Source organism: Carboxydocella sp. JDF658, from assembly GCF_002049395.1.
GTDB lineage: Bacteria > Bacillota.
The window spans coordinates 98,195-119,030 of sequence record NZ_BDLR01000005.1 but is presented as its reverse complement, the minus strand read 5'-3'; the positions used below and the strand labels follow the sequence as shown (position 1 = coordinate 119,030).

Genomic DNA, 20,836 nt, shown 5'->3' with positions numbered 1-20,836 from the left:
ATTCTTACTAGGTATTGATTTAATGTAATTTAAATTTAATAGTAAATAAAAACCACAATATAACAAAATTATTAGCGTGTAAGCAGCGGAAAAAGTAAAAAAATTATACTTATTGCTAAAATCATTATTTAAAAATTCAACAAATGGCCTCATAAAAAGTAATAGTAAAAAAATAGATATAAATTTTCTCTGGGAAATTAAAATAAAAAATAAAAATATTATGAAAACTATAATAATAATTACCAACATATTGCTCAAAGTTTAGTTCACCTCTAAATAGTTATTAATAATAAAACACATGTCATTCAATATTTTTTTAAAGTCATATTGTTTTACTATTTTTAATCTCTCATTAGTTTTCTCAATATCATTTTCTACTAACGCATTTTCTATTTTATTTACAAATTCTTCATAATTATCTGCAAAATATATAACATCTTTTAAATGCAATATTTCATTCATAGGTACTGATACAATTGGCTTGCCACAAGCTAAGTATTCATAAACTTTTAATGGATTTACCGCTTTTGTTAAATCAGTTAATTTGAAAGGATTTATACAAACATCAAAATTTTTAATATAATATGGTATAGTTTCTTTCTCTTTTTTGCCTATAAGTTTAATATTTGAAAAATTTTTAATCGTATTTAAGTCTATATCTTTACCGATGGGTCCTATCATAACAACCTTCCAATCTTTATTTTTACTTGCTATATATTTAATAAGGTCTAAATCTATCCATGAATATATTCCGCCTACATATCCTATTATTTTTTGCCGTTCATTCTCCTTTAAATTGTAGTTATTCAAGCTATGTGTATTAAAGTTATTGAAATCTATAAGATTTACTCCGTTCGGAGAATAAAATATCTTATTTCCCACCTTTTTTTGTAAATTATTGAAAATTGTCCTAGAAGTTGTAAATATTAAATCCGACATTATTAATACGTGTTTTTCCATTTTTTGAACTAAAGCTTGATTTACTCCTGGATAATGCTTAATATTATCAACTATCTCATAAATAGTTATTTTTTTCTTCAATCTTTTCAAAACATAACCAGACGTATGTAAATAGTTCCAAATTATCAAATCACTTTCATTTATACATAGTTTATTGAATATTGACCTTAAATATCTAATCAATACAATATTATTTATTTTAGCGACATGTGGAAATTTACTCATGCCAGGTAAAAGTGATGGTGGTCGAACAACTACCAAATTTTTGTTAATAAATCTAATTTTGAATTCATTTCCATCAAATTCTTCTGGTCTAACAATTTTTTTAAACAAAGAAGGAATTGGCTCAACATAAATAACAAAATTATCATTATGAGATAAAATCTCCATGAATCTTTGCTTTCGCGTCCACAGAAAATCCCAATTCATACTAGATAGACATAATATTGTTTTATTCCTTAACATATTTTTCATCTCCTTAAGTTTCACCATGAATCAAGAACTATGTATATCTTCTACTTCCCCTCAGCCATCTTAAATACCGTCTTTACCACCAGCGCCAGATCCAGCCACAAACTGGCCCGATCTATATACTCCATATCCATTTCCATCCACTCTTCAAAACTCACATCATTTCGCCCCGACACCTGCCAGATACAGGTAATCCCTGGCTTCACCGACAGCCTCCTGCGATAGCGGCTATCATACTGGGCCACCTCCCGCGGCAGGGCTGGCCTCGGTCCCACCACACTCATATCCCCCAGCAGCACATTGATGAACTGAGGCAGCTCATCCAGACTGGTCTTGCGCAGGAACCTGCCCACTCGGGTGATACGGGGATCATTGGTGATTTTGAACACCGGCCCGTCCATTTCATTGAGATGGGCCACTTCTTTCAGCCGGGCTTCCGCATCCGGCACCATGGTGCGGAACTTGATCATCTTGAAGATCCGGCCATTCAGGCCGACCCGGGGCTGAATGAAAAAGACCGGGCCTTTGGAATCCAGCTTGATCAGGATAGCAATCAGCAAGAAAACCGGCGCTCCTCCAATCAGCACCAGGGAGGAAAAGACTACATCAAAAGCTCTTTTGGCCATCCTCTGCCAGATGTTCTGCTTTGACGGCATATAGGAAATCACCGGTAAATCCGCCAGTTCACCGGCCTGCCCTCTGATCAGCCGTTTTTCACCCAGGTTTGCCAGCAAATGCACCGTTTTGCCTTCTTCTTCTCCCCGGTCAATAACCCACTTCCATTCCTCATAATCCTTGAGCGGCATGGCGATCAGGATTTCATCCACCACTTCCTCATGCAGCACCCGCCCCAGTTCATTGACGGTGCCCAGCCAGCGGATGCCGGGAAGCTGCTCTTCTCCCAGGATTCCGATAATCTGCACATCTTGTCCCGTTTTCTCTTCTATATGCCGCACGGCATAATTGGTCATTTCGCCACTGCCCACCAGCAAAACGCGCACCCTGTCCTCTTTTTGACTCTGCCGGGCATACCAGAGCAGACCAAAACGCGCAAGCAGGCTATATAATAGCAACGAGAGTGAAAATACCCCCAGAAACACCCGGCTGATATCCAGCTTAATCCCTACCAGTAACACCAGCAAGGCAAAAATATATGCCAGCCAGGTTTTGAGCAAGCGCATCATTTGCTTTCCCGGTTCCTGCCAGATCAAACGGTTATCTTCCGCCAGTTTGACGGCCAGCAGCCACAATACAGCAGCTGAAAAGGAAAACAAGCGATCATTGACAGGTATAGCCCCGATCCAGCCAAAACGAAATATAGCTGCTGTCAACACAGCTGCACCGACTACCGGTACCTGGGCCAGCCAGATCAGCTCCCGGATAAGTTCTCTTTTGCGGATAATCCCCACTCTCTTCCCCTCTCCTTCCTGTTTTCTATTCGCTCACCCCATAGCTATAATGATAATTGTAGTAATAGTAGCTACCCTTCTTCATTTCCACCCCATTCAACACAGCCCCCAGCAGTCGTCCCCCGACCCGCTGAATCCCTTCTTTGGCCAGTCGGGCCTGCTGTCTGCTCACCGCTGCTGCCATCAACACCAGCACCACCCCATCTACCTTCGGTGCCAGCACCAGAGCATCCGTTACAGCCTGGATGGGCGGCGTATCGATGACCACCAGATCTGCCATCTCTTTTAACTTTCTCAGTATACTTTCCATTTCTTCTGCTGACAGCAATTCTACCGGATTGGGGGGAATCGGGCCAGAAGTCAGTACCCTCAACCCGGGCACACTGGTAGTCTGCAGAACATCCTTTAGTTCAAAATCATGGGTCATGACATTGGTCAATCCCCGGCTGTTTTTTAAGTCAAAGATCCTGTGCAAACTGGGCCTGCGCAAATCACAATCCACCAGGATTACTTCCTTTTTCTGCTGGGCCACCAGGGCGGCATAATTGGCCGCTACCGAAGACTTCCCCTCACCCGGGCCAGCGCTGGTAAACAGTATTGTTTTCAGTTCATGGGCCACATTGGCATACTGGATATTGGTGCGCAGCCGCCGGTATGCTTCCGCTACGGGGGATTTCGGTTCCTTGTCCACGATTAGCCGTTCCATTATCTGCCCTCCCTTAATCCCGGCGGGGAATGATGCCCAGCACTGGGATTTCCAGATATTTTTCTACATCTTCCGGTGTCTTGAGACTGTCATCCAGGAATTCCAGCAAGAAGATCAAGCCCGCAGCTACCATTAACCCCAGTACCAGAGCCATAGCCATATTCAGCGCCTTTTTTGGCTTGATGGGTTTTTCCGGCCGTACCGCCGGGTCAACCACCTTCACATTGTCTACCGCCATCATATCCTTGATCTGATCGGCAAAAACATAGGCGACAGTATTCACCAGATGAGCCACCCGTTCCTGGTTGGTATCCTCGGCACTGATGGTCAGCATGATGGTATCCTTTAGCAAACTAACTTTCAGCATCTCCTGGATTTCTTCCGGTTTCAGTTCCCCGCCCAGATTCTGGGCCACTTTTTCCGCCACTGTGCGGCTTTTCACAATTTCGTTATAGGTTTTCACCAGCTCCTTGGCAGCCAGCAAGCTGGTATAGTCATCCCGAATCAATTTCTGGCCACCTTTATTAACCAGTAAGGTCGCTGATGCCTCATATACCGGTGGCAACACAAAAAAACTGAGAATCCCGCTGGTTATTACCGCAATCAGAGGGATTACGATTAAAAGCAATTTGTGTTTCCACAGTATTTGCCCCAGCTCGCGCAGGTCAATTTCCTCTTCCAGCTGCACTGTCATGCCTCCTCGTTTATTTAAAATCATTTTTATCATTTTTTATTATAACTAAATCCCCCCTGATTTTATGTCGAATTGTGTATGCAATTCTATTTTTTTATCGACAAATTTTCTCGTTTTTTGTCGAAAATTTTTCAGTTTTCCTTCTTTTCTCTATCATATTTCGACATATAATATCTTCGCTTTATGTTAAAATTTGAATATATAAACATAAATCGGGGTGAGACTGTTGTCCTTATATATTTTCTTGACTCTGGTTGTCCTATCATTAATAGCTTTCATCCTCAGCCTGCTCTTACTGGAAAGGCGCAAAATCCGCCCAACCCTGATTTCTCTGGGGCTTACCGCCTGCTTTTGGTTGTCAACCGCAGTATACTGGTACCAGTATAAAAGCGAATGGTCCACCGATCCCCACTGGCTCAACTACTACAAAAACTTTCGCGGTCCAAGTATCACCGCTGCCCAGGCGGCCAGCACTGTCGACCATCCTGAAGTAATAACCCTGGCAGAACAGACCCGACAGGCCCGGCAGCGCATGCGAGAATTGCAGGCTGTAGCCAGAGGGAAAATCAACGGGGAAAACTTCGATACCTTTCAGTTGCTCCTAACCCAGGGCCGGCTTACTACCTCGGATTTACTGCCCCTCTATCAGCAGGGAGGCTTGTCTCAGGCCCAGTTACTGCAATTTGTGGACAAGGGCCTGCTCAGTGTGGAGCAATGGCAGGAGCTGGAGGAACAAATCAAAGAGGCGGCTGCCAAAAAAGCCACACCAGCCCCGCCGGCTCCCGCCCCGGTTAACCAGAAACCGGTCGCTCCTGTCGCCCAGCTGCAGGCCCGGCAACCCGGTACTACCGGTGCGGAAACGGTGGCTCTGGCCCTGGCCAGCCAGGCCAAGCAGCTGAGCCGGGCCCAGCTGGATCAGATGGTGCTAGCTCAACTCAAAACCGTTCCTGATGCGCAAATACAGGCCCTTTTGCCGGACCTCACCCCTGATACCGGTCGAGAGCAACTGACTGTGATCATCGTCAACAAACTGGTGGGCTGGAATCGCAATGAGCTGGCTGCCCGCTTCCTCTACGAATTCTATCGCTTGCCAGAAGCAGAGCAAAAACTATTACTGCAAAAACCCCTGACCACTTTACCACCCCAGCAGCAAATCCAGGCCCTCAGCAAACCCCTGGCCCTGCTGGTCAGTGACACCCTGGCCGGTCTGCAAAGATTGCTGGCCGCAAACTGAAAACCCCGCTTAGCGGGGTTTTCTTTTGCCCAGAACCTGGATGCCAGTGGGCAGCCCATAGCCATACCAGCTGTCCCATCCTTTACTGCCCAGATCAATTGCACCAGCTGTCAGCCGTTGCCTGATCTCTTTCGCTTTCAGCCTGGGATAGGCGGATTTCAATAAGGCTGCCAGCCCGGTGATATGGGGACTGGCCATCGATGTTCCGCTCATCACCTTATAATCTCCCCCCGGTATAGTACTGAGAATCTCCACCCCCGGCGCTACCAGATCCAGGGCCGGGCCAGTGCTGGAAAAGGGAGCCCGTTGCCACTGACGGTCAATCGCTCCTACGGCCATCACTTCCGGATACCTGGCCGGATAGAGAACGGTATCCCCTTTTCCTTCTTCGTTCCCAGCATTGCCCGCCGCAGCCATTAGCAGGATTCCCGCTCTGGCTGCTCTTTTCACCGCATACCGCAAAAGGGGATTGTTCTGTTTTCCTCCCAGGCTCAGGTTGACTATATCCAGCCGGTTTTTGATGGCCCATTCCAGACCAGCCGCTATGTCGCTGTACCAGCCGCTCCCCGCACTGTTCAGGGCCTTGATAGCAAAGAGCTCGACCCCCGGGGCAATCCCGACTACCCCTTGGCTATTGTCCTGAGCCGCTATTATCCCGGCCACATGGGTGCCATGACCATTATCATCCTGGAAGCTGTCCCCTGTCAGCGCAATCCCTCCGGCCACCTTCAAATCAGGATGCTGTAAATCAATTCCTGTATCCAGCACCCCTACCCTTACTCCTGAACCATTGACCCCCAGCTGGCTCGCCACCTGCGGGCCTGCCAGCACCGCCACCCCCCAGGGTATTTGCTGTTCCTGGGTGGTGGCCTGTTCATCTTCAAAAACTTCCATTACCCCGCGCAGGTTCCGTATCTGCTCAACTTCAGTCTGGTTCAATTCAATTACCAGATAAGGCATAGTTTCAAAACTGCGGACTATCTTGCCGGAAAGAGAGCGCAGTAAGCCTTCACGCCGCCGTCGCCAGTAACGTTCTTCCAGTTTGAGAATATAACGCTTCTTGCCTTCCATCCGGTTTGCCTCCTCTGTCTTTTTGTTGCATTATATTCCGCTGTCGTTAAATTGGCGATTTTTCTATTAAATTAGAACTTCTTGCCAGAGGCAGGATTTTTCCATTTAACCCCGAATATATTGGGTAAGAACAGAAGACAACGGGCAAACCAGGCGAAAGCCTGGGGCGCAAAGCCATGGGTCTAAGGTTCCCGTCGGGAACTATGATTGCCAGGCTGCTCATATGGCAAAGGGTAATGGCACTATAGCCATTTTGAGCAGCCTGCTTTCCAGTGGAAAGCAGGCTGTTTCTTTCCCACCCTTTACTGTACGCGCCCCCGGCTTTCCCTTCCCGCTGGGGGCGATATTTTATGAGGAAGCGAAGCGTGAGTCTGATTCTCCTGTTTCTGCTCTGGCTAATAGCCGCAGTGCCGGCCTGGGCAGCTGCCCAGCCTGGTGTCAGGTGGCTGGAACCCTTAACTTCCGAATTGGTAAAGGTAAAAATCAATCCCGCTCAACCGGGACAATTGCTGATTCAGGGTCAGAACTTGCCTGCCGGACAGGTACTGGTGGAAATCCGTCGCGGCGATGACCGCGCCGCCTATTACTTCCCGGTCCGTAACGGTGCTATCACTGGTTCCTTCTGGTTGCGCTTTGGCAGCGGCCAGTATTACCTGACCGTTTATCTCCCGGCCGGTGCTGCTTTCCTCTACCAGGTCGAGGCTGAAGCACGTCTGGAAGCTATCGACTTGCCGGACCGACGTTATCTCCTGCCTGGCAGTGGCGTGGAAAGCGACCATCCCGTTGTGCGTAAACTGGCTCAGGATCTGGCTGGCAAAAACGCTGGCGCCAGACCAAAAGCCTATAATATTTACCGCTGGGTAACCAGCAATATAGCCTATGATGCTGTTCGCCTCAGCAGCCAGCAACTTTATGGTCCCGGTTCAGGCGCCCTGGCCACCCTGGCCAGCCGCAAGGGCCTCTGCCTGGATTATGCCAATCTGACGGTAGCTCTCCTGCGCGCCGCTAACCTGCCGGCCAGGGTAGTGGTGGGCCAGGCCTATGACCGCGTCTGGTACGAACACGCCTGGGCCGAAGTCCTGCTGGACGGCAAATGGCAACCCCTGGACCCTACCTGGGATGCCGGTTACCTGGCGGGCAACCGATTTATCCCGCGTGCCCAAACCCTCTACTTCTCCATGTCCTACAGCCAGTTCTACCGCTACCACCGGGCGGAAGAATACCGATAAACTGCAAAAGCGGTACCTCGCCTTACGGCCTGGTACCGCTTTTTCCCTTATGACATCAATCTGGCCAGCAATGCTGCCAGTTCAGCTCTTGTCGTCACTCCTGCCGGAGCCAGTTTATCTTTTTTCCGTCCTTTCAGGATGCCGGCTTCCACCAGTTTGTTCACTGCTCCCTGCGCCCAGGTGGCTACCTGCTGCCGGTCGCTGTAGCTCTCCAGCTTACCGCCATTTCCGCCCTTGATTTTGCTCCCATAAGCCCGTTCCAGGATCACTGCCAGCTCCTGCCGGGTTAACTTATCCCCTGGCCGAAACTTGCCCTGATACCCCTGCATCAGTCCGGCTTTGGCCGCTGCAGCCACATAGGGCGCATACCAGGCCGAACTCTGGACATCAGAGAAGGTCGCAGTGGCGCTATCCTCTATTTCTGCTCCTGTGGCTTCCACCAGCATTTTAGCCGCTTCTGCCCGGGCAACCGGCTGCTCTGGCCGGAAGTATCCCTGCTCATCTCCATCGATTACGGCCAACCCGGCGATTTTTTCGATCTCCCCTCTGGCCCAGTGTTTAGCAGTATCGGGGAAACTGTTCTTCACAGCTACTACCCCGTATAAACCGCCTCGTTTAATACTGGCAGTAATGGTCCCGGTAGCAGCATCAAAATTTTGCTGCCGGACTTTCAGTTTTTGACCATTGCCTTTAAATTCGAAGAGATAAATATTTTTTTCACCCTGAACTTTGCTCTGATCCAGCTTAAAGCTAATTTTGAAGGCTTGTGGCGGCTTGAAGGACAGAACCAGATCATAAACCGGACTTAACAATTCTCCCCTAACGATAAAAGGAGGCTCTTCATAGGTCTTAACATACAGCAAGGCATTGGCCGGCAAGCTGGCATTGCCGAAATCCACTGCCAGGCGCCCCTGGTCTGCACTTACTGCTGCCCCGTTAGTCGGCAGGGAAAACTCCTCCACCCGGGAAGGAGCCAGCGGCCTGCCCGGCCGGATACTTACCGGCGCTTTAAACAGTGCCTCAGCTACTGCCTGGTGCCCGGCATCGGAGAGATGAGCATTATTATAGTCCTGATAAATGGGATCCTTTCCTTTGCCAAGATATTTGGCCACCCCCAGCTCCTGCAGGGACTTGAACACATCCACAATCACCACAGGAGGCATATAGGGGTCACTGTTGACCTGTTTCACGGCATCAGCAATAAAACCATTCAGGTAAGGAATCAACAAATCAAAGGCTTCATACTTTTTCTCTGCCGGGTCGGTAGCTCTCACCCCTGGAACTTTTTCTCCGGGTGCCGGGTTGTAGAAGTTGAGCAGATAGATGGTAGTGTCCTTACCGGTATTAATAGACCTTATTAATTGCACCGCAGTAATCAAGTTCTCTTTCAACTCATTTCCGGCCTGCCGGTAATTGTGGGGATTGCGTCTCACTGCCTGCATGAAATCATGGGCGCCAAACCAGATGGTAATCACCCTGGCCTTTTTGATCGCTTCCCGATTGGCCGGATCGGTAACAAACCGGAGCAGATCCCTGCTGGTTGCCTGTTCTTCTGCGATCAGGGTCAATTCCTTGACGCCCCGCCTGTCTTTTATTTGCTCGTAAAATCTCTGGACATAACTTTTAGAGCTGCCTACACCCAGGGCCAGCGAATCCCCCAGGGCCACATAGCCCACACCAGCCTTGTCTTCAGCTGCCCCTGCCTGCCGCGCAGGAAAAAATCCCGTCAACAGCAAGAATAGGATGCAAATGACGGAAATTATTTTTTTATGCAAACTTTTCAGCCCCTTTCTGCAGAATATTCTATACAATAAATTTCTTTTTCTATATTTGTTTTGATTTTCCTGCTCTGGTTAAGCAAATATTTTTAGTCATATTTCGACAAAAACCTGCAGCTTGCGTTTTTCTCATGCCTGGCTGTCCACCGTTAATGGCACAATCATTGAGCTGATAATTCGTTCTTCTGCTGCCAGAGCCAGCACTTTTAGCACCAATACCGTCAAGTCCGGATACGCTGCAGCATCCAGCGTCCAACTTACCGGACCCGTACCATTCGGGTATCTGATTCCCAGTCGCTGATCATTTACCAGCAGCTCTGCCCGGCTAACCGGCTCACCGAATCGCACCTTGACTTCTTTTTTCCCCCAAATTCTCGTCCCCGGAATGGGACTGAGCCACAGGATCTCCACCCCTTTTTGCACCTTTACCGCCGGACTTATAGCCCGTCTGCCCCCTGGTGTGTAGGCAATAGCTTTAAGAATATGGCTTCCCGCCCTTTTCTCCTTAAGTGATAAGGCAAACCGGTATGGTTGAGTGCCACCAGCTATACTGCCAATAAGTTCTTCGTCCCAAAACATCTCGACCCGTTCTATTCCTTCCTGGTCACTGGCTTGCACAAAAACATCGACAGTATCTCCGCCCAGTACACTGCCAGCTGCCGGGGCATAAATTTGCACTACTGGATTGCGCACCTTAACCTGAACACTGCCTGTTCCAGTCATACCTGTAGCAGTAATACCGATAATTTTCAGGGTATGCACTGATAATCCACTTTGACTGACCTCACCGCTGTCCCAGCTAAATTCCACTTCATTAGCTGTCACTCGGGCCTCTTCCCGCTTAATGCCATCTACATAAAATTCCGCCCCTTCGATCACCGCATTAGGTGAAAACACAGCCCGTACCCGCACCTGATGCCTGGCTACTGTTCCCGCCGGTGGCTCAAGGATAGTTACCGTTGGTACAACCTTTACTATTTGCCTCAGTTCTCCCAGGTTACCCATACCATCAAGCGCATATACCGTTAACTGGTGTTCACCCACAGGCACTTTCCGAGTATCCCAGGCATAACGGTAAGGTGCTGTCGTCCATTTGGCCACTGGTATCTGGTCAATCAACAGCTGTACTTCTTTTATTCTACTGGGATCAAAGGCCAGAATTTCCAGGTTTACTTCACCGCTAACAGGTTCACCAGGCGGCAAGCCCATAAGGTAAAGCTGAGGTGGCGTATTGTCAGGTTGTGTTTGCGGCAAAACTAACCCCCCGGTAGGCAACCCATAACCATACCAGGAGTCCCGTCCTTTCGGCCCCAGATCAATTACTCCTTCCCCCAGCCGCCGCCTGAGCTCTGGCGCTGTTAACTGAGGTAGAGCAGATTTCAGCAGAGCTGCCAGCCCGGTAATATGCGGCGTTGCCATGGAGGTACCGCTCATTGTCCTATATCCTCCCCAGAGATTGGTGCTGAGTATTTCCACCCCGGGGGCAGCCAGTTCTACCTGGGGTCCGGTACTGGAAAAAGCCGCTCGTTGCCATTGTCGGTCAATAGCCGCCACAGCAATCACTTCTGGATATTTAGCCGGGAACAGTACCGTATCCCCGCTCCCCTCTTCATTGCCGGAATTGCCTGCTGCCGCCACCAGCAATATTCCAGCATTAGCCGCCTTTTTCACCGCTGCCCGCAGTAAGGCATTATCCTGATTTCCACCTAAACTCAGGTTAATTATATCAAGCTTGTTTTTTACCGCCCATTCTAGCCCGGCAGCTATATCGCTGTACCAGCCATTACCGGCGCTGTTCAGTGCTTTAATAGCAAACAGCTCAACACCCGGTGCTACGCCCACCACACCCTGATCATTGTCCTGTGCTGCAATTATTCCAGCTACATGGGTACCGTGGCCATTGTCATCCTGAAAGGAATTGCCCACAAAGGTTATTCCACCAGCAACTCGCAGGTCCGGATGATTTAAGTCAATGCCAGTGTCCAGTATACCCACTCGTACCCCTTCTCCACGGATACCGGACTGGGTTGCGCCCTTGGACCCTTTGATGACCGACACTCCCCAGGGTACCTGTTGCTCCTGTGTGGTAGCCAACCCGTCCTCAAATATTTCCACTAATCCATCCTCTCCCCGTATGCTGTTAGCTTCTTCAGAACTTAATGCCACCACCAGATACGGTAGGGTCTCATAAGTATGAATTATTTTCCCCGCCAACGAACGATTCAGAAGTTTAGCCTTTTTCCGCCAACCCCTATGCTTCAGCCTGATAATATAGCGCTTAATTTCTTCCATTTTGGTTAGCCTCCCAGTTTTTCCTTTACTCCAGTATATTCTGCTGTCGCTAAATTTGTTTTGATAATCAAAAGACCTCCGGCCCGCTATTCCTGCGGACCGGAGGTCCTTTCCCTTTTAACTACATCAACCCGGCTTTCACCAGCAATCGTTGCAACACCAGAGCCGTTTCCGCCCGGCTGGCCTTGTTCCCACCATTAAACCGTCCTTTCTCATCCCCGGCAAACAGCTCCAGTTTCACCGCTGCGGCCACATCCTCCTGCGCCCAGGTGCTGATCTGCTGCCAGTCCTGCAATTTGGCCAGCTCCGCCTTTGTTTCCGGCTTTACCTCGGTACCGGCCAGCTTCATGGCTCTCACCAGGATCACCGCCATCTCCTCCCGGCTTACCGGTTGTAAAGGCCGGAAACGCCCATCTTGATAACCTACCAGCAAACCGGCCGCCGTCGCTTCAGCCACTGCCCTGGCATACCAGGCCTGAGCCGGTACATCAGAAAAAGCTTTAGCCGAACCAGTCTGCTGTTCGGACAAACCCAGGGCCCGCACCAGCATGGCTGCCAGCTCCGCCCTGGTCACCTTGCCCGCAGGATTGAACCGTTTCGCATCGATCCCTTTAATGATCATCCTGCCGGCCAGCTGTTCCACCTCTTTCCTGGCCCAGTGCTGGTTCAGATCAGCAAAAGTCCGCCGGGGAGCCGCAACAACTGCATAAGTGCTGTTGCTGCGCCTTTTTATCACTACTGCTACTTTACCGTTCTCTCTGGTCACCAGGGTGGGGACCGGGGCAAAACTGCCATCGGCATTTAATACTACCCCTACCAGATTTTCCTGCCCTGTGCCAGCATAATACAGGGTACGGCTGACATAGCGGTTAAATTGCCTGACTTCCTGCTTTTGCCCGTCATTAATCACTTCTACCTTGAATTCTACCGGTGTAACGGCCAGTTCCAGACTAGCTGCTGCCATTGCCTGCCGCCACTGCTTCTCTTCCTCAGCCTTGATTTTACTGATGGTCAGTACCAGCCCGCCGTTGGCCTTCTGCCCCTCCAGGGCCTGTAGAGGCAGAGTGTAGCCGGCGCTCTCCGTTTGGATTTCGAGGGTTACTGCTTTTTCCTCCATTATTTTAAATACTGGGGATGGTATGGTTATGCGGTTTTCCGCGGCTGTCCCACTTATAGTAAGATTAACCTCTCCCCGAACAGCAACCTGGCTGAGAGCAGCTGCGGCTCTGGCTTCATCCAGGACTGTCTCCTGCACCTGACGGCCATGCTCCTCCCGGACCTGGCTACTGGCACTGTTCCCCAGGTCAACGGCACTAGCAGGCGCAGGGCTGCTGCTGCCACCGCCTCCGCTGCCTCCTCCGCCTGTTATTTGAGGCTGTTTGTATTCATATTCGGTTTCATAAGGCGCATCATTACCTTCACCGCCCAGCCTGATTTTATACAAACCTTTAACCGGGCGGCTGACCGGTCCCTGAAAACTGAAGGCTCCCCGGGCGCCGGTTAAACCCTGATCAATATATACCGGTTTTCCTTCCGGGTCAAAAATCAAGAGGGTTACCATTTTTCCAGCCAGGTCGCCAAAATTTCCGGTAATGACAAACCTGCTGTCTGAGTGCCGGAAACTGACACTAACATTGCTGAATCCCGCTGCTGCCCGGGCCGGGTTAATTCCCGACCCGAACAGCATAAACAACAGGGCTAATATTATTATTGGATATTTTCTCACCGGGCCCCATTCCTTTCCGCTGCAGTGATAAAAAATTCCTTGCTTAATGGCGTCGCTTTAGTTTCAGCCAGATTCATGCCATCCCAGATAAAGACTTTAACTTTGTAGCCATTAACATTACTGGGCAGGTTAAAACCGGCATGCAAATATTCAACGGCTCCGGCTTCAATGAATTTGGAGACATAAGCGAAATTCTCCATCTGGTTATGCTGGTTATACAGGGCAACGATGACCATTACTTGCTGCCCTTGTGCCTGACAATTTCTCACTTCCACCTCTGCATCCAGACTTTTCCCGTCTGCCAGGAAATCAGCCCGCTCACCATTATACAGGAATTGGACCTTGATGCTAAAAGGATTTTCTGCCCAGACAAATTTAATAGTATAAACCTTTTCTGTGCCATCTTCCGCCGTTACCGTAATCAGGGCTAGCGAATTGCCGGGCGCTGGTTTCTGGATCTCCACCCTGGCCAGCTCGTCCTGAGCAAAGGCTTCTACCGTGGGCAACTCCGCGCCATAGGGCAACGTCACCGTGTATTCGGTCTTATTCGGCTCGAAATCTGCCAGCGGCTGGCCGTTAATCAAAATCCTGGCCAGATCGGCATTATTGCCCGGCAATATGGTAAATTCCCTGTTCTGCGTCAGGGTTTGCGATGGGCTCACTCCCAGATAAAGCTCAGCCCTGTAAGTTTGTCCGGTCTGGAAAACGGGACTGAGCCAGTGGCTGATTTCCCGATAGTGGAGATAATCCTTTTTATGCACCAGCTGCTTGCCCTGTTGATCGTAGATGTTCAGAATAGGCGCAATCAGGAAGTGATTTTTCTTCTGGATTACATTCCATCCGGACTGTTTATGGAAATCCATAAACAGATAGTCGCCTTGCTTATCCTTCACCAGCACCTGGCCCTGGCGGTAAATCTCATAGTAATCAGAGTAAGCCCAGATATTGGTTAAGCGATTACCATGAGAATCAGCAATCTTTACCGTTCCCGTCAGCGTATCTCCGCGGCGGAACTCATCTTTTAGCTCAAACTCCATGTGCATTTTGTCGTCAAATTCGAGCGTGGCTGCACCGTCAACGGTTCTGGCGACATCTTCTCCCAGGACATAGAACCAGTGTTCTTCATTCTCCTGTTTATTGAGCAAGTACTGGAACCGGTATTGGCCGGGAGAAACTTTAAATTGCCGTGCAGCCCCGGGATCAATTAAGTATCCGAATAGGCCGCCTGCCTGATTCAGTACAATCAGGGAATCATCGTCATTTTCCACGCTGAGCGTTACAGCATTTGCCAGAGAAAATTCCATCTGGCCCCCTGCATCCGCCGGCACCGTCTGATTCGCAGCAGTCAAATAGGCCAGAGTTTGCTGGTTTTGTTCATCCCAGACATAGAGGGCGAAATCGTAGCTGCCCGGGGTCAGGCGCACACTTTCCTGATCATTGATGTCGGTCAACCAGGTCTCCCACAGCACCTTCCCTCTGGCATCTTTCAACCTGGCAATGGCAGAGGCATAGCCATTAAAGTCCTCTGGCAAATCTGCCCTAAACTGAACCTTTGTAGTCTTAGAAAGATCAACTTTTAGAACATGATCTACGGTTTCTGCTTTCTTGAATTCAAACCAGGCCAATGCCCGTTCTTCTGCTTCGGTATTTTGCACCAGCAGATAATACTGCCGGTCTTCCGCGAGCAATCCGCCGGGGATGGCGACCATGCCGTTTTCATCGCCATAATCAGCATAAATTGGAAAAGAAGATTCCTGGTCAGGTGTTACTTCGAAAATCAGCAGGAACGGATTTCGGGCCGGTGTTTGGCCATCCACATCGGTTACCTGAACGGTGATTTCGCCCAGGGTATCTTTCCCATCTTCATGTGCCACCTGGAACCCAGTTTCAGCCTGCTGATCTTTTACCAAAGGCCCGCCGTTCAGGGTATATCTGGCTGTATATTTGCCTTCTGCCAGGTTTTCCGTGGCAATGAAAAAGTTGCTCCAATAGGCTTCGGCTTTGGCATTGACTACTTCATTGCCTTCCTGATCATAAATCTTCATTTCCGGCCAGACGAAGCCGCTTTCTTCTTCCTCCTGCAGACCCTTTGCCGACAGGTTCACAAATTTCGGTTTACCCTTTTCACCTTTCAACAACATTTGTACTGTACCGTCCGGTTCTGTTTCCCCTTTTTCCCGGTAAACTTCCCATAAACGCTGGCCAGCTTGAGTTTGGGTCAACACCTGGCCAACAACTTCCTGCGTCTGCATATAGGGATCAGGTTCAAAAACCTGTAACGTAGTTGACCATTCTCCTCCCAGGTCTATTTCCTGGACTTGGCCGGCCGTAAGTGTGAGTGGTTGCATTAGTGATGTAAAATAAAACCAGTTCATTTTGGTTTCATCCGTAGTTTCATTAAGAAAGGCAGGGAAATAATCGCGGGCTGTTACCAGGGCTTCCACATCCTTGGTCAAAGGCAATCCGATTCCGACTCCGTCCAGAAAAGCCGTTACCTGCAGCTTATCCGGCGTGGTATCGCTCAAACGCACAATCCCGGCTTTTTCCAGATCGAAAATTACAGTTTTTATGTCCTGCATTCCGTTCAGGCTAATATTATCGGTTTGCAACATCATAATCTGATGATCTGAAGGATCGGTTTCCAGAGCCTGGAACCGGTATAACCCTTTATCCACATATGCCATTAATTCGCCATTGGCATCAGTTTTGCCCAGCGGCAAGGAGAAGCCGTAATAGTTAAAATCATTTTCTATCATGTCTATCATGATTTCAGCAGCAGCTACCGGCTGATTCTGGCGATCTTCCAGCTTGACCTTAACCTGCTGTAAGCCTGTACCATAGAAAGTAATTTTCCCGGGTTGGCTCACTGTTTTGCGGTATAAAAAGGGCGTAGAGTCCGGCAGATACGGGTCACTCAAAACATATAAGTCATACTTGTTGCCGTCTACCGCATCTGCTGCCGGTATAGTTAACTGGCCAAAATGGTCGGTAATGCCAAAATAGGCAATGTCTAAAGGCCAGCCATCATGCCATCCCTGTTCGTCCCAGTAGCCTTTGTGCATCAGGATTACCCAGGCCCGATCAGCCGGTTTCTCTTCCGGATCAAAAACCTGAACCTGTATCCCGTTTTGGGGCTCTCGTTTAACCTGAAAAGATAATTCTTCTGTTGCTACTGTTTCCTGGCCCTCAACTAATTCCGCCTTGATCAGATAATCGCCGTCAGGTAAAGGAATGGTCTCACCGGTATTGGTCAGCACTTTATCAATATCCAGCTCGGTCAGATAAACAAATTTGTCTTCCTGTACTTCCTGATCCGGCAGAGAAATTTCCGTGTTATCAGGCCCGATTAAGGTTAATTTCAAAGTCTGCCCGGAGCGTGGCTGGTTCAGTTCTACTTTAACGTCTGTCTTACCCCAGATCAACTGGCCTGGCCGCGGATTGTGGATTTGGACCCTGGTTATTTTATTCTCCAGATTGTTTAATGCTTTCTGGATATCCAGCAGGCCATAACCATATTTATCATCAAAGCCCGGGGCCCCCAGGTCTTCGGCATTGGCCAGGAGAATAGCGGCTATTTCCTGCTGTTTTAAATCTGGTTTAACGGCTTTGAGCAATGCCGCAGCTCCGGCCACATGGGGAGCAGCCATGGAAGTACCGGATGCGTAGAGATAGGATGCGCCCTGGTCTTTGATAAACTTTTCCTGGAAGTACTTATCATCCTTATAATAATCATAGACAAATTCCGGAATAGAGCTGAGAATTTCCACACCAGGCGCTACCAGATCCAATTTGCGCCCCCAGTTAGAAAAGTATGCTTTTTCCTTGTTCTCATCGATTGCGCCTACTGCCAGTACCCCCGGCAAACTGGCCGGAGTAAAGTATTCTACATTATCATCGCTGTTGCCGGCAGCAGCTACAATTAGAGCCCCCTTGTTTTGGGCATATGCTACTGCCTCAGCCAGGGTCCGGCTGTAGACCTTGCCACCCAGGCTCATGTTGATTACCGCTGCTCCCCGGTCAGCGGCATAGCGAATACCTTCGGCAATATCAAATACACTGCCGGAACCCCAGGCGTTCAGCACCTTTACCGGCAAAATGCGGATATTGGCCGGCCCGCTTACCCCGCTAATACCCCGGCCATTAATAGCCGCAGCGATAATCCCGGCCACATGGGTACCGTGGCCTTCGTCATCCATGGCATCATCGTCATTGTTAACTAGATCCCGGTCATACTCGGTGTCCACTCGATCTTTGAGATCAGGGTGAGTATAGTCCACCCCGGTATCCACCACTGCCACCGTTACTTCCGGAGCAGTAGGATAGATAAGGTTCCAGCTTTCCGGAGCCTTGACTGCTGGTAATCCCCACTGTAATTCCTGCAAAGGTTCTGCCGGTTGTACATCTGCCTTCTGAAGAATATAGTTGGGTTCTACATATTCGATGTCGGCTGCTGCCATCATGTCCTGCAGTTTTCTGGTATCCTGTCCCGGCCTGGCCTTGACCAGCAACCGGTCACCCTTTTCCTTCAGGACAGTGATGCTGGCTTTTTGCAGATTAGCCTTGACTTTCTTGCCTGCCTGCTTGTTACGCAGCTTGACGATATACTCGCCTGGGGTAGATTGTATCTGACCCATGTTTTTTCCTGGTACCGTGCCAGCTGCCGCCGGCATGACCTGGCTCAATAACAGGATGAAAACTAGCATTAAGCTGAGCAGCCTTTGTTTCATTTACCCCTCACCCTTTCATGATTTTGGTAATACACGTAAATATAGTAACATAAGGTAAGGGGATTTTTTTGTCGAAGTATACTTGAGTTAAGCAAATATTTTTGTCAAATTTTGTCTAAAAAAGACCGCTGGCCCCTTTTTTCTGTGGACCAGCTTCTTTTTAATTTTGAACCTAAAAATAAATTAGCGGACCCTGCTATCTGTTTAGCAAGGTCCGCCTAGCTTTTCAAACTCAAGATATCATATTTATTCTTTCTTCTCCCTTATGGCCTTTGCCAGTTCTATGCATTTCTGAAATATTGCTGTGTTATCTTTAGGATTTTCCAGCCGTTCAATCAATTTTTTCGCAGCTGAACCAGTAAAGACTGGTGCTGGCTTCATGGAAACTGCCATCATCTCCACCTCCACTTCCCCCTCAGTTTCTTTTTGCTTTGGACTATCATCCATAATTATATACCTTCTTTCTTGAAAAGACCCCCGGTCCGCTACTCCTGCGGACCGGAGGTCTTTTTCCGTTTCAGTAACCCATAGGCCAGACTGTCCACTAAAGCCTGCCAGCTGGCTTCGATAATATTTTCCGATACCCCCACTGTATTCCAGCTGTCATGGCCATCGGTGGTTTCAATCAACACCCGTACATTTGCTTCTGTGCCTGCCTTTTCATTCAGAACCCGTACCTTGTAGTCACTCAATTGCATCTCCCGGATGGCGGGGTATACCCCCTCCAGGGCCTTGCGCAGGCAGCGGTCCAGGGCATTCACCGGGCCATTGCCTTCCGCAGCGGTATGAATAATTTCGTCCCCTACTTGCAATTTGATCACTGCCTCCGAGTGGAAGCGCTCCCCTTCCCGCTTCTCATTGATCACCCGAAAGGCCACCAGATTAAAGGGATACTGGTAGTTCTCAAAAGCCCGGCGCAACATCAGTTCCAGAGTGCCCTCCGCTCCTTCAAACTGGAAGCCCTGATGTTCCAGTTCCTTGATCTCCTGCAGGATGGCTCTGGCTTCGGCACTGATGTTGTCCAGGTCCAGCCCCAGTTCCTCTGCTTTATAGACGATATTACTGGCCCCGCTCAGTTCGGAGACCAGGACGCGGCGCTCATTGCCCACCAGCTCCGGGTTCAGGTGTTCATAGGTGCCCGGGTTTTTCAGGATGGCACTGACATGGATACCACCCTTGTGGGCAAAGGCGCTTTTGCCTACAAAGGGTAAATTGTTGGGATGGTGCAGGTTGGCCAGCTCGCTGACATAGCGGGACAGCTCGGTCAGATGGGCCAGCTGCTCCCGGGGAATGGTCTCCGCAGCCATCTTGAAAGTGAGATTGGGCAGGATGGAGCAGAGATTGGCATTGCCGCAGCGCTCCCCGAACCCGTTAATGGTGCCCTGCACCATGGTAGCGCCTCCCTGGACCGCCGCCAGGGAGTTGGCCACCGCCAGTTCGCCATCATTGTGGCAGTGGATGCCCAGGGGCAGGGCAAATTCCTGCCCGATCTGGCGGGTAATTTCCTGCACTTCCCAGGGCAGGGAACCGCCATTGGTATCACAGAGAACCAGCCAGCTGGCTCCGCCGTCCCGGGCTGCTGCCAGCACTGCCCTGGCATAGTCAGGATTGGCCTTGTAACCATCGAAGAAATGCTCGGCATCGAAGATTACCTGCCGGCCCTGCTGCACCAGATAGGCAATGGTTTCCCGGATAATGCGCAGGTTTTCATCCAGGGTGGTATTGAGGGCCTCGGTGACATGCAGGTCCCAGCTCTTGCCGAATACAGTCACCCAGTAAGTGCCGGCCTCCAGCAAGGCCTGAATGATAACATCCGTTTCCGGCCGCTGGCCTACCCGGCAGGTGCTGGAAAAGGCTGTCAGGTGGGAACGGGCCCATTCCTGCTCCCGGGCCCGCTGAAAAAACTCCATGTCCTTGGGGTTGGAACCGGGCCAGCCCCCTTCCACCCAGTGAAAACCCATCTGCACCAGACGCCCGGCGATTTTCAGCTTGTCATCCACAGAAAAGGAGATGCCTTCCCCTTGGGTGCCGTCCCGTAAAGTGGTATCGTAGATTTTTACCGCCAAGGGTGTTCCTCCTTTCCTTAGCCTAAAATAGCGGCTACTTTTTCTGCCACCAGATCCCCCATGGCCCGACAGCCTACCAGTTTGGCTCCCTCCTCCCAGAGGTCAGCCGTCCGGTAGCCTTCAGCCAGCACTTCCGCTACCGCCTGTTCGATGGCCTTTGCTCCCTCTTCGCAATCCAGGGAGAACTTCAACATCAGGGCCACGGAAAGGATGGTAGCCAGGGGGTTGGCCTTGTCCTGACCGGCGATATCGGGAGCTGAGCCGTGGCTGGGCTCATACAGGGCCACTTCGCCCCCCAGGGAAGCGGAAGGCAGCATGCCGATGGAACCAGCCAGAACCGAAGCCTGGTCGGTCAGGATATCCCCGAACATATTCTCGGTGACAATCACATCAAACTGTTTGGGCCAGCGCACCAGTTGCATGGCGCAGTTGTCCACATACATATGCTCCAGGGTGACATCGGGATAATCCTG

General features: G+C 49.9%; 14 protein-coding genes and 1 riboswitch. Of the genes, 2 read left to right on the top strand and 12 right to left on the bottom strand.

The features are described 5' to 3' along the window. Positions 1-261: 261 nt before the first annotated feature. Genes JDF658_RS01895 through JDF658_RS01880 form a run of 4 tightly spaced genes read right to left on the bottom strand, consistent with a single transcriptional unit; the run spans position 262 to position 4,234 of the window. The gene (locus JDF658_RS01895) at positions 262-1,425 is read right to left on the bottom strand and encodes a glycosyltransferase (RefSeq protein WP_159446528.1); all 1,164 of its coding nucleotides are present in this window, start codon (positions 1,423-1,425) and stop codon (positions 262-264) included. A gap of 50 nt (positions 1,426-1,475) precedes the next feature. Further along, positions 1,476-2,840, bottom strand: coding sequence for a sugar transferase (locus tag JDF658_RS01890; RefSeq protein WP_079906299.1), 1,365 nt, complete (start codon positions 2,838-2,840; stop codon positions 1,476-1,478). Positions 2,841-2,865: 25 nt separating this feature from the next. Next, on the bottom strand, positions 2,866-3,546 hold the full coding sequence (locus JDF658_RS01885) for a CpsD/CapB family tyrosine-protein kinase (protein ID WP_079906298.1): 681 nt from the start codon (positions 3,544-3,546) through the stop codon (positions 2,866-2,868). 13 nt (positions 3,547-3,559) lie between these two features. Next, positions 3,560-4,234: a YveK family protein gene (locus JDF658_RS01880; protein WP_242946588.1), complete on the bottom strand. Its 675-nt coding sequence runs from the start codon at positions 4,232-4,234 to the stop codon at positions 3,560-3,562. A gap of 232 nt (positions 4,235-4,466) precedes the next feature. Here JDF658_RS01880 and JDF658_RS01875 point away from each other — a divergent pair, with 232 nt between their 5' ends. Beyond that, positions 4,467-5,474 (top strand): hypothetical protein, encoded by a 1,008-nt coding sequence (locus JDF658_RS01875; protein WP_079906297.1) that lies wholly within the window; start codon positions 4,467-4,469, stop codon positions 5,472-5,474. A 9-nt stretch (positions 5,475-5,483) separates the two neighbouring features. On the opposite strand, the gene JDF658_RS01870 is transcribed toward JDF658_RS01875, so the two are convergent. Then, complete coding sequence (locus JDF658_RS01870) at positions 5,484-6,545, bottom strand: S8 family peptidase (protein WP_078664215.1); 1,062 nt, start codon at positions 6,543-6,545, stop codon at positions 5,484-5,486. Positions 6,546-6,678: 133 nt separating this feature from the next. Beyond that, positions 6,679-6,768, top strand: a riboswitch (cyclic di-GMP riboswitch). Positions 6,769-6,895: 127 nt separating this feature from the next. On the opposite strand from JDF658_RS01870, the gene JDF658_RS01865 reads away from it, so the two are divergent. Beyond that, positions 6,896-7,774, top strand: coding sequence for a transglutaminase family protein (locus tag JDF658_RS01865; RefSeq protein ID WP_079906296.1), 879 nt, complete (start codon positions 6,896-6,898; stop codon positions 7,772-7,774). A gap of 47 nt (positions 7,775-7,821) precedes the next feature. Here JDF658_RS01865 and JDF658_RS01860 read toward each other — a convergent pair whose 3' ends face one another. The 7 genes from JDF658_RS01860 to JDF658_RS14750 form a co-directional block, all read right to left on the bottom strand. Continuing rightward, on the bottom strand, positions 7,822-9,549 hold the full coding sequence (locus JDF658_RS01860) for an S-layer homology domain-containing protein (RefSeq protein WP_159446527.1): 1,728 nt from the start codon (positions 9,547-9,549) through the stop codon (positions 7,822-7,824). A 132-nt stretch (positions 9,550-9,681) separates the two neighbouring features. Next, on the bottom strand, positions 9,682-11,844 hold the full coding sequence (locus JDF658_RS01855) for a S8 family serine peptidase (protein WP_079906294.1): 2,163 nt from the start codon (positions 11,842-11,844) through the stop codon (positions 9,682-9,684). Between the two features lie 121 nt (positions 11,845-11,965). Then, positions 11,966-13,570, bottom strand: a complete 1,605-nt coding sequence (locus JDF658_RS01850) for an S-layer homology domain-containing protein (protein ID WP_079906293.1) — start codon at positions 13,568-13,570, stop codon at positions 11,966-11,968. Continuing rightward, the gene (locus JDF658_RS01845) at positions 13,567-18,297 is read right to left on the bottom strand and encodes a S8 family peptidase (protein WP_079906292.1); all 4,731 of its coding nucleotides are present in this window, start codon (positions 18,295-18,297) and stop codon (positions 13,567-13,569) included. Before JDF658_RS01845 ends, JDF658_RS01850 begins: the two co-directional genes overlap by 4 nt. A 246-nt stretch (positions 18,298-18,543) precedes the next feature. Further along, the gene (locus JDF658_RS01840; RefSeq protein ID WP_078664221.1) at positions 18,544-18,744 is read right to left on the bottom strand and encodes a hypothetical protein; all 201 of its coding nucleotides are present in this window, start codon (positions 18,742-18,744) and stop codon (positions 18,544-18,546) included. A gap of 38 nt (positions 18,745-18,782) precedes the next feature. Further along, the gene (gene cimA / locus JDF658_RS01835; RefSeq protein ID WP_242946587.1) at positions 18,783-20,363 is read right to left on the bottom strand and encodes a citramalate synthase; all 1,581 of its coding nucleotides are present in this window, start codon (positions 20,361-20,363) and stop codon (positions 18,783-18,785) included. A 17-nt stretch (positions 20,364-20,380) separates the two neighbouring features. Then, positions 20,381-20,836: isocitrate/isopropylmalate family dehydrogenase (locus JDF658_RS14750; RefSeq protein ID WP_242946586.1), on the bottom strand; the 456-nt coding region annotated here is incomplete at its 5' end.

Coding starts and splice junctions, on each gene's coding strand:
- JDF658_RS01895 (WP_159446528.1), bottom strand. CDS start 1,425: ATGTTAAGGAATAAAACAATATTATGTCTATCTAGTATGAATTGGGAT.
- JDF658_RS01885 (WP_079906298.1), bottom strand. CDS start 3,546: ATGGAACGGCTAATCGTGGACAAGGAACCGAAATCCCCCGTAGCGGAA.
- JDF658_RS01870 (WP_078664215.1), bottom strand. CDS start 6,545: ATGGAAGGCAAGAAGCGTTATATTCTCAAACTGGAAGAACGTTACTGG.
- JDF658_RS01865 (WP_079906296.1), top strand. CDS start 6,896: ATGAGGAAGCGAAGCGTGAGTCTGATTCTCCTGTTTCTGCTCTGGCTA.
- JDF658_RS01855 (WP_079906294.1), bottom strand. CDS start 11,844: ATGGAAGAAATTAAGCGCTATATTATCAGGCTGAAGCATAGGGGTTGG.
- JDF658_RS01845 (WP_079906292.1), bottom strand. CDS start 18,297: ATGAAACAAAGGCTGCTCAGCTTAATGCTAGTTTTCATCCTGTTATTG.
- JDF658_RS01840 (WP_078664221.1), bottom strand. CDS start 18,744: ATGGATGATAGTCCAAAGCAAAAAGAAACTGAGGGGGAAGTGGAGGTG.